Annotated in this window: 13 protein-coding genes and 1 pseudogene; 1 reads left to right on the top strand and 13 read right to left on the bottom strand. The window is 56.7% G+C overall.

Annotated elements, in window-relative coordinates; translation table 11 throughout:
• Nucleotides 1-214: 214 nt before the first annotated feature.
• From ACWKXT_RS23995 to ACWKXT_RS23980, 4 genes are all read right to left on the bottom strand, one after another.
• Complete coding sequence (locus tag ACWKXT_RS23995; RefSeq protein WP_454533242.1) at nt 215-550, bottom strand: hypothetical protein; 336 nt, start codon at nt 548-550, stop codon at nt 215-217.
• Between the two features lie 42 nt (nt 551-592).
• Entirely contained in the window at nt 593-1,384 is a 792-nt protein-coding gene (locus ACWKXT_RS23990; protein ID WP_454533243.1) for an N-6 DNA methylase, read from the bottom strand.
• A gap of 40 nt (nt 1,385-1,424) precedes the next feature.
• Entirely contained in the window at nt 1,425-1,625 is a 201-nt protein-coding gene (locus ACWKXT_RS23985) for a hypothetical protein (protein WP_031494497.1), read from the bottom strand.
• 89 nt (nt 1,626-1,714) lie between these two features.
• Entirely contained in the window at nt 1,715-2,098 is a 384-nt protein-coding gene (locus ACWKXT_RS23980; RefSeq protein ID WP_454533244.1) for a hypothetical protein, read from the bottom strand.
• Between the two features lie 624 nt (nt 2,099-2,722).
• Here ACWKXT_RS23980 and ACWKXT_RS23975 point away from each other — a divergent pair.
• Nucleotides 2,723-3,208 carry a cytoplasmic protein gene (locus ACWKXT_RS23975; protein WP_454533267.1) on the top strand — a complete coding sequence of 162 codons (486 nt, stop codon included), beginning with the start codon at nt 2,723-2,725 and terminating at the stop codon, nt 3,206-3,208.
• A 263-nt stretch (nt 3,209-3,471) separates the two neighbouring features.
• Here the strand turns inward: ACWKXT_RS23975 and ACWKXT_RS23970 are convergent, their stop codons facing one another.
• The 9 genes and pseudogenes from ACWKXT_RS23970 to ACWKXT_RS23930 form a co-directional block, all read right to left on the bottom strand.
• Nucleotides 3,472-3,594, bottom strand: coding sequence for a type I toxin-antitoxin system Hok family toxin (locus ACWKXT_RS23970; RefSeq protein ID WP_224776414.1), 123 nt, complete (start codon nt 3,592-3,594; stop codon nt 3,472-3,474).
• Nucleotides 3,539-3,754, bottom strand: a pseudogene (locus ACWKXT_RS23965) (DUF5431 family protein); the annotation flags it as partial. The gene ACWKXT_RS23970 and the pseudogene ACWKXT_RS23965, both read right to left, overlap by 56 nt.
• Nucleotides 3,755-3,887: 133 nt before the next feature.
• A complete protein-coding gene (locus ACWKXT_RS23960) occupies nt 3,888-4,112 on the bottom strand; it encodes a hypothetical protein (protein ID WP_004146150.1) in 225 nt (74 codons plus the stop codon).
• Nucleotides 4,109-4,339, bottom strand: coding sequence for a hypothetical protein (locus tag ACWKXT_RS23955; RefSeq protein WP_338628878.1), 231 nt, complete (start codon nt 4,337-4,339; stop codon nt 4,109-4,111). Before ACWKXT_RS23955 ends, ACWKXT_RS23960 begins: the two co-directional genes overlap by 4 nt.
• A complete protein-coding gene (locus tag ACWKXT_RS23950; RefSeq protein WP_454533245.1) occupies nt 4,336-5,067 on the bottom strand; it encodes a plasmid SOS inhibition protein A in 732 nt (243 codons plus the stop codon). Before ACWKXT_RS23950 ends, ACWKXT_RS23955 begins: the two co-directional genes overlap by 4 nt.
• Complete coding sequence (psiB, locus tag ACWKXT_RS23945) at nt 5,064-5,498, bottom strand: conjugation system SOS inhibitor PsiB (RefSeq protein ID WP_233003797.1); 435 nt, start codon at nt 5,496-5,498, stop codon at nt 5,064-5,066. Before psiB ends, ACWKXT_RS23950 begins: the two co-directional genes overlap by 4 nt.
• 37 nt (nt 5,499-5,535) lie before the next feature.
• Nucleotides 5,536-7,548 (bottom strand): ParB/RepB/Spo0J family partition protein, encoded by a 2,013-nt coding sequence (locus ACWKXT_RS23940; RefSeq protein WP_454533246.1) that lies wholly within the window; start codon nt 7,546-7,548, stop codon nt 5,536-5,538.
• Nucleotides 7,549-7,615: 67 nt separating this feature from the next.
• Complete coding sequence (locus ACWKXT_RS23935; RefSeq protein ID WP_454533247.1) at nt 7,616-7,981, bottom strand: hypothetical protein; 366 nt, start codon at nt 7,979-7,981, stop codon at nt 7,616-7,618.
• A gap of 43 nt (nt 7,982-8,024) precedes the next feature.
• Nucleotides 8,025-8,297: a DUF905 family protein gene (locus ACWKXT_RS23930; RefSeq protein WP_063419019.1), complete on the bottom strand. Its 273-nt coding sequence runs from the start codon at nt 8,295-8,297 to the stop codon at nt 8,025-8,027.
• Nucleotides 8,298-8,360: the final 63 nt, after the last annotated feature.

Raw genomic sequence — 8,360 nt, 5'->3', positions numbered from 1 at the left:
CGCCCTGTTCGTTTTTTGGGTTATGGCCATAACGGCGCTTCAGCTGAGAAAGTTAACCAGCAGGACGTCGGTTATGATCGCAAGTGAGGAGATAAGCACTGCAACGGGGAAAGGCAGGAGCGCCGGAGGCGCTTTCGCCCTCCCCGTTTCCCCGCAGGGGAAAGAGGGTTTGTGCGGTTGCCCCGATGATATGCACCGGGGCTAAGATTTCCGATCAGATCGGTTCTTCGCTGTCACCTCCATTTTCCTGCTCATAGTGCATCATGGCCATATTCAGCAGGGCATTAAATCCGTCAATACCCGCCCCGTCCGGATCGCACTGTTCGCACAGGTGCAACAGATTCGCCAGAAAATCCGTGATGACGGTTTGCACGCTTTCGCTTTCCCTGTTCAGCCCGGTTTTACGGGCAAATTTCCAGAGCACATCTGCAGCCAGCGCGGCGTGATCATCGTTGCTGCGGATTTTTATCGGTTCAGGCTGGTCGTTCAGGCGTTCTGCCATCGTTTCCAGCACGGTCGCCGGAACAGCGTTCAGTGTGTTGCTTGTCATATTCTCTCTCCCTGCGGCAGGTCTGCCCTGCCGCTCTGTTAGTCAGGCGGCCACGGTGGCCAGAAAGTTTTTCATAGCTTCGAAACGGCTGCGGAACTCCAGACGTCCCTGCCAGTCATTGAAGTAATAAACGGGGGTATAACGCATGCGATTTGCTTTCAGGGTCAGCGTATTACCTGTCACGACTTTCGCAGGGATACCCAGCAGCGACAGTTGGATAAAGGCCATATCAGCCACCATCGGATCGATATCTGTGCAGGTGGCATACAGCTGTTCTGACGGGTTGTATCCCGCATCAGCCATCCAGTATGCAAAGGCAATGACCATTCCGGCGCTACCGCAGGCAGGCTCATCGAGCGTCATCCAACCCTCACGCTTTATCGTCTCCTGAGCGCCGGGCATGAGTAGTCCGGCCATAAGGCGGGAGATGGAGGACGGAGAGAAATACTGCCCCATTTCGTCCGCACCCAGTTCATGCTCCATATACAGTGCGCCCAGAAAATCATGCATTTCACCCGCCAGCCCCTCCACCAACAGGCAGAACAGATGCCTCATGGCGTCTAAATCGTCTGGCTGATACCGTTCGCAGATGCGTCGGCTGTTTTCGATGTTTTCTGGCGAGTGTATGCGCGCCATATCCAGCCCACTGGCAGCAAGGGTGATGAAATCGCGGAACACTTCGGAACGGCGCATATATTTCGCAGTCTGGCGGAATACACTGGCGAACTGCTTACGCGCCTCAGCTGACGACAATACCCGGACAGGCGCGGAATCCCGCGGCTGCGGATCGGCCTGGTCTGCCAGGAACAGGGATTCAAAACTCAGTTGTGACATGGTTTCTCCTTACCGGCCGCCCGCAGGCGGCCGTCTCCTGTTAAGCCAGTCCAAGCGCCGGGTAGACGCTGACAGCCAGACCACAGTCAGCATCGGCGGCGTAGCCCGTTTCGGCATTTACCACGGACAGGAACGGCTGCCACTGTGAGAAGCGCAGCGCGGGTACGCGAGCGCGTTTTCCGGCGCGGAGGGCATTTACAAATGCCTTCGCCTGTGCGACAGTTTGCGGGTCAAATTTCACGATCAATCTCCTTACTTTGGTTGTGATTGCCGAATCTCGTTTTGGTAGGCCAGATACGGCGTTGAGAAAGCAGGGGCAACCCTGCTTTTTTAATGCGCGGAATTCAGCGGCGCATCGAGACAGAAACGGGCGATCACGTCGCCAATCAGCTCCCGGTGATTGCGGGTGTGCAGGTCGTGGCACTCAAAGAAGCGCGCGCCGTACCGGACAAAAATTGCGGTCACATCCCCGCCCGTAAACTCCATCGATTTGAACGACTCCCCGCCGAACCCTCTGCACCAGTCTGTAAGCGCCAGTGTCTCCAGCTGGTCGATATAACGGGCTTCGGTAATTTCCCCCCAGGGACGGCAATAGCCGTCATTCAGCTTTTTCTGTACCTGAGTCGGCTGTGTAACGGTATTAACGGTGTTTTCACCCATCTTTCTGGAAGATTCTTGAGCGGCGGTTTTGACGTTGACGTTTCGTGTGTGCATCCTGGTTTTCTCCTGTGGTGATGGTTGTCCATCTCCCTGGTGAGTTCTCTCGCGGCAAAGGGCAAAAGGAGCAACGGCGAAGGGCGGAAGGAAAGGGGCGGAGACTAAAGTTTTTGCGGCACGCAAAAAGTTTTGGCGGAGTGCATTTCACCCCTTGGATGACGACCCGACGGTGCTACAAGCAGCCCTCCGCGTGAGGACACACGGGGGATGGCTTCACCGGGGGAACAGGATGCACACACCCGACACGTCGGAACGGCGTGGCGACATCAGAGCGACGGCATCAGCCGGCGCGGTGAAGGCGTTCCGGACGGCACGGCCGGAGAAGCCGCAGCCCTTGACCTTCGCCATCAGACCCTAGCCGTATGGCCCGAAACCCGCAGGGGTTCGGCGGAGCCCGGCGGGTGCGCAGCGGCCGCCCTGGCGGAGTGGGGCTCGACGACCGGACAGCAACGCTGGCCGGGAGCCGAAGGGGGCCATCGCCCTGCCCTGTTTTCGGGTTATGGCCACGAAGCTGCAGCATCACTTCTGCATTCAGGTCACCAGGCAAGAGAGGAAATTTTGAACACTCCGATGATTAATGCTAATGTACGCATCCATTAGCATTAATAACTGGTGCATGAAATGGCTGAAGAATCTCAGACTGAACAGTCCCGTGCTTATTTTTACCGCAACTTTAAATACACTCTCGAACATCTGACCCTGGATTATCAGGCCGAACTGCAGCGTTATTCTGATGATTCGTGGGAATTCCCTCAGCGAGCTGCACGTCTCAGCGCTGCAGTTAAACGCTATAAAACGTACCGGATGCTGAATTTTATTTTTGAGATAGCTGACAGCATCGATCTGGATTTAACGCCGCTTATTGTAAAGCGTCTTTGTATGCGTCTTTTCGGCCGCTCGGGTAGCCAGGACATCATTGTCGCCACTTTTGGCCAGAAAGGTCGCCAGCACCGCAGCCGCGACAATACGCCTGCCATCCTGGATGAAATAGCTTCCCGCTACCGTCTTGCCGCACAATCCTGCCAGGACTCCACCCTCAGTGATATTGAAAGTGTGAAAAAGCACTATCAGACAGGCATCCGCGCGGCACGGAACAGGGAAAAATGACTTTTTCCTATAATGCTAATGGATGCGTACATTAGCATTAATATAAATAGCGGAAGGGAAGAGAGCGGGCAGCGCCGGAGGCGCTGCCGCCCAGCCCCGTTCCCCGCAGGGGAACTGCCCTTCCCGGAAGTTCAGGCGTGCGGTCGCGTCGGGAAGGAAAAAGGGGCTACCGGTAAACCGGTAACCCCTTCATAAAGGCGCTTCAGGCATGTCCAGACAGCCTCAGCCCCTTAATGGCGGGGGTTTCCCCCCGCCGGGGTTGGCTACTTAGCGGATTCGTAAGCCATGAAAGCCGCCACCTCCCTGTTCGTGTCCCTGTAACGGATTTCGCAGAGCGATTTCCGTGTCAGGTAAGTGAATATCAGCAGTGTGAGACACACAATCAATACACACCAGATCAGGGTATTTCGTGGCAGTTTCATAGCCGTCTTCTCCTTGCCTTGCGGCTGCTAAGAGGCTATTCTGTTGGTGTCTAGTCAAGCAGATGGCCTCGTTTGGTTGGTTAATGAAAATTAACTTCCTACGGGGCTTTCTTCTTTTTGCCACACAACCGGTAACAAACCACCTTCACGTCATGAGGCAAAAAGCCTCAAGCGCCATCGCCATTATATCCCGTCGTCGATCATCTGCCCAGGAATAACAGTCTGAAAACTGTATAAATCCTCATCATTTTTCCGCGTCATTCAGTTCCTGAAATCCCCAGAGCCTCACGAATTTCAGCGGCTCGCTGTTTGCTTCCGGCGGCCACGCCGGCGTTATAGACAAGGCTGATTATCGCCTGCACTATCTCCCAGTCATCCCGCTCCAGCCGGGCATCGAGACGATACATGATCTTCCCGCTTTCAGCATGGCGGAACACGGTTCCGGGTTCTTTTTTGTCGAACCTGCGACTGATGATGTTCAATATCCCTCCCGGTTATCCGTACCTACTGACCATTCACGGATCTGGTCTTCGAGCGCCTCAAGGTGCCTGTCTATACTCTCAGCCAGCTGCTCGCTTTCGGTTTCCAGCCAGCCACTCAGTCCGTCCCACTCGCAACACATTTCTTTCAGCTTTGCGGACATGGTACGAAGCTTATTTCGCTGGCTGCGGGCGACCTTCAGCTCCGTTTTACAGGGGTTATTTCTCATTCTGCCCCCTGCTGATAACGCAGCTTGTTCGGTATCTGCCAGCGTTCAGCGACCCGGATGTGCTCAGGTGTTTCCCGGACAATAAACGGGATTTGGTACATGACTGAATACAGCGGGTCGCCGCTCATGCGAAGCCAGTCAAGTTCCTTCAGCGACGCGAACCGCGTCTGCCAGTTCCAGAACGGTGTGGCCAGCTCTGCCGCGTCAAACTCGTCGCTCCACCGGGTATACCAGGTGCAGACGGTTTCCGGTGACTGAAAATTCAGATCGACTTTTGCCTGTTCCTGCAGGTTCTGGCGCAGTTTCCAGCGCTGTTCGTACTCACGGGACTGGCGGCGAATCTGACGCGTGGTCTTAATGCTGGATCTGTGCAGCCGTCGACCCGTGCGGGTGTGCATGACTTCAGGGAATAGCTCGGCCTGAACGTCAATCGTGAGCGGCAGCGGGCAGGCTTCCCCTCCGGTGGCGATCATGGTGTTGAGTGCCTCCTCGACCTGTTTCAGGTTCGAATGGCGGTTGTTTGGTACCCAGTGCAGGCCAGGTATTTTATTGGCCACTGTGGCGTTGAGGCGACCGCTGCCCGTAAGAAGGCGCAGAAAGGTACGCACATACGGCATGGCGGGCAGTCGTGCGCCGCGTTCGCGGGCAGACTCAACATGGCTGATAGCCTGTATTGCTGCCTGACGGGCGGGCTTCAGGGAAACGAGCGCGTGTGAGGACGGGATCATGCTGTCACCTCCACATTCATCAGCTTCACCACGGTGCGGGCAGTGCAGTTAAAGCGGCGCATACCTGCCAGCTGCGCGATCAGCTGATTTATCCAGTCAGGCTGGAGCGTGTCGCTCTGGTAAAGAGTACGTACCACATCACCGCCGGAAGAGAGCAGTACCAGAAGCCAGTACGGAGAGACTTCGCCGGGGCTGCACACGCACAGATGCCAGTCATCACTGCCGTCCGCGCTGAAGCGGCACTGGACGGGGAAGAAGCCGCCGAACTCGCTGCGGTATTCGGCGCAGACGCGCCATCCTTCTGGTGTCGACAGGAGGCCGGTCACGGCATCGCTGAGGGCGCGGCGCGCGTCCTCACCCTGCTGACGGATAAACTCCAGGTCGGAGGCGGTCAGGGTGTTGATTCGGTTCAGGTCATATTGCATGGTCATGTCTTTTCCCGCCGCCCGAAGGCGGCGGCCTCCGGTATTAAGCAGCGTGGTCAGTGGTATCAGCGTCGGATTCAGTGGCCTCTTCAGCCTCAGCGGCTGGCGCAGGGCGCACCATCCAGTCAGGCAGCCAGCCCCGAGCATTCAGATCCTGCTCGGCGGCCTTCGCCGCATCGCGGCGCTTGAGCTTCACAATCTCTCCGGCGCGGGCACTCAGTCCGGCTTCTTCGTAGGCTTTGCCAATCTGGGCGATGGTGAGCTTGCCGAAGTAGCTCTCTGCCCCCGGTTGCCACCACTTGCTCAGATCAAAGTCCAGCGCCGCTTCCAGCGCGTCCAGCTCACTGGTGTCCGTGCGGTTATACAGGCGTTCCTGAATGCCGTTGATACCGTGCGCGGCACAGAATCCCAGCAGGGTGTTCACCTGCTCTGCTGACCATGACAGCAGCCAGGTGAAATCGAGATGCCAGTTTTCGGGCAGCGTTGCCTGAAGCGCTTTTTTCTGTGCATTGAGCGCCGTCAGCGCCTTCCCTTCTTCACCGGATGGAGCCAGTGATGCAAGGTGATACTGATTCGAGGACACGGAGGCTTTCAGCGGTTCATTGCGCTTGCCGTAGGTGCGGTCAAAGAGCGCAAGACACAGCGTCCACGTCAGGAGCGCCACCGATACATCGGGGCGACCCGCCAGTTCTGCCTGAACGGCGAGAGTGCGCTCCGCAGACATGGCCTTAACCAGCGTTGCCGGATAGGCGTCAGCGGGTATTTCAGGCGTGGTGTGTCTGATCACGTTGCTTTCACGCTCCTGACGCGCCTGTTCTTCTTCTGCCCGGTCTTCGTCGGTCAGCCTGCGGATACCAGGCTGAACCTGGAAATTGTCACCATCCCATGACACCCAGATACCGTGCGCGGCGCGAAATTCCGGCGTGGCTTCGCGATACTGCGCCTCGCAGTAAATGTCATCGATCTGCTGCTGAAGCTCGTATTCGTCATCGTAGCTTTCAGTGGCTTCCATTTTTTCTTCCAGCTCACTGACGCGCTTCTGTTCTTCTTCCGTCAGGACAGCTTTCGGCATAGCAAAACGGTACAGTTCACCGTCCTCACCGCTGGCGCGCAGTTCCGTCATACGGAACTCAGCCCAGCCCCAGCCCTGCTCCTGCTTAACGCGGGCGGCGAGCACGGTGAGCTTGCCAGCCAGCAGAGATTTCACCAGCGCCGCATCGGCAAAGGTGCTGTCCTTGTCGCTGAACAGGTCGGCGGTCAGCGTACCGCCAGCGGCGGTATAGGCTTCCTCGCCCACATACTCAAACATCGGGTGACTGATGGCCATCTTGTCGTCAGTCACCATTTTGCGCAGGGTCTGTACGGCAGGATCGCGCCACTGTTCAACAGCCTCTTTCCAGACCTGCTCCTGACGCTCATGGGTATCAGCAAGTGTCAGGACTTCACACTGTTCAAGAGAGATTTCATCCCGCGCCAGTGCATCCAGCAGGGAAGGGGCAAGATTCGCCAGCTTCAGGCAGCGCTGAACGTGGCGCGGATGGTAGCCCATCAGTGCGCCGATCTGAGAAGCCGTTTTACCTTCCTGCTGAAGGGTACGAAAACCGATAATCTGCTCGGCGGGATGCATGTTTTTACGTCGACCGTTCTCGATCATCGAGGCCGCCACCGCCATCTCCACGGGCAGGACTTTCACCGGAACAAACGGCGTGTCTGCATCGAGCACACCGCGCATCACCAGAATGCCTGTGCCTCTGCGGCGACCTTCCCCGCCGACAATGCCGATCGTACCGTCCGGCAGTTCTGCACCGATCAGGTTCTGGAGGATGCCCATTGCCTGAATGCTGTCTGCCATCTCTTCCACTTCCTGATCGGTATGCGGAATGATGCGCGTGTTTAAGTCAGTGCGTGACAGGCGGGAGTAAGGGAAGATTTGCACGGGCGTATCAGCGAGCAGCTGGACGAGCTTCTGCTCAGTAGACTGCGCGATTTTTTCCGCAGACTTTTTAGCGCGGGTGGATTTAACGGGTTTTTTTGCCGTAGTATTGGTGGCGACCATGATTTTTACCTCTCAGTGATAGTTGTGGTTAGCCGTGGCCGGAGTGCGATCCGGTCACGGCACTCAGTTAATCGGTAATGCGTTTCGGGTGTGTTGCCAGTGCCGCAAAGGACGGATAGCCATCAAGAACCTGCATCATGACTTTTGCCCCTTCCAGCATCGCTTTATCCGTTACGCTGCCGCTGTTTTCACATACGTTGATCGTTGCCACGATCCCCGATTTCACATCTGAAAAACGCTCATACATGCGGTTGCTGAACAGGACACGTTTGCCTCCTGCCATCACCTGCCAGTTGTTGCAGTCATTAAATCGGGTGTCCACATTGTCAAACTCGACCACGTGGGTGTCGCTGGCCTGAATGCGCAGCAGCTTCACGATTTCGGTGCTCTGCCCGACCTTACGGGTCGCCGGACGGGTGTTAAGGTTCTGCATGTTTCCTCCTTCTCTGGGTTAAGGCCGGACATCCGGCCTCCGGTTAAAGCTGCACGTATTGCAGGTTGCGTTTCAGTTCAAACAGAAAATCCGGTTCAAACGACCAGGCGCGCCAGTTAAGCGTTCCGTTGGTGCGGATCTCCACCTGCACGTCGCCGTAGCGGGTCACGTCTGACAGGGTGACGGTTACACCCGCTTTCAGTGCAGTGGCCTGAGCCACCCACTCACGTGCGACAGAAACAGGGTTTTGCTCTTCCCCCATCTTCCTGGAAGATTCTTGAGCGGCGGTTTTGACGTTGACGTTTCGTGTGTGCATCCTGGTTTTCTCCTGTGGTGATGGTTGTCCATCTCCCTGGTGAGTTCTCTCGCGGCAAAGGGC

This window comes from Enterobacter sp. UPMP701 (genome assembly GCF_053709515.1).
Note: the sequence above shows the minus strand (reverse complement) of the source record. Positions and strands in the feature narration are given on the sequence as shown.

What these genes read in the sequence shown, in the direction of transcription:
- ACWKXT_RS23995 (WP_454533242.1), bottom strand. Translation starts at nt 550, where the DNA reads ATGACAAGCAACACACTGAACGCTGTTCCGGCGACCGTGCTGGAAACG.
- ACWKXT_RS23990 (WP_454533243.1), bottom strand. Translation starts at nt 1,384, where the DNA reads ATGTCACAACTGAGTTTTGAATCCCTGTTCCTGGCAGACCAGGCCGAT.
- ACWKXT_RS23980 (WP_454533244.1), bottom strand. Translation starts at nt 2,098, where the DNA reads ATGCACACACGAAACGTCAACGTCAAAACCGCCGCTCAAGAATCTTCC.
- ACWKXT_RS23975 (WP_454533267.1), top strand. Translation starts at nt 2,723, where the DNA reads ATGGCTGAAGAATCTCAGACTGAACAGTCCCGTGCTTATTTTTACCGC.
- ACWKXT_RS23955 (WP_338628878.1), bottom strand. Translation starts at nt 4,339, where the DNA reads ATGAGAAATAACCCCTGTAAAACGGAGCTGAAGGTCGCCCGCAGCCAG.
- ACWKXT_RS23950 (WP_454533245.1), bottom strand. Translation starts at nt 5,067, where the DNA reads ATGATCCCGTCCTCACACGCGCTCGTTTCCCTGAAGCCCGCCCGTCAG.
- psiB (WP_233003797.1), bottom strand. Translation starts at nt 5,498, where the DNA reads ATGACCATGCAATATGACCTGAACCGAATCAACACCCTGACCGCCTCC.
- ACWKXT_RS23940 (WP_454533246.1), bottom strand. Translation starts at nt 7,548, where the DNA reads ATGGTCGCCACCAATACTACGGCAAAAAAACCCGTTAAATCCACCCGC.
- ACWKXT_RS23935 (WP_454533247.1), bottom strand. Translation starts at nt 7,981, where the DNA reads ATGCAGAACCTTAACACCCGTCCGGCGACCCGTAAGGTCGGGCAGAGC.
- ACWKXT_RS23930 (WP_063419019.1), bottom strand. Translation starts at nt 8,297, where the DNA reads ATGCACACACGAAACGTCAACGTCAAAACCGCCGCTCAAGAATCTTCC.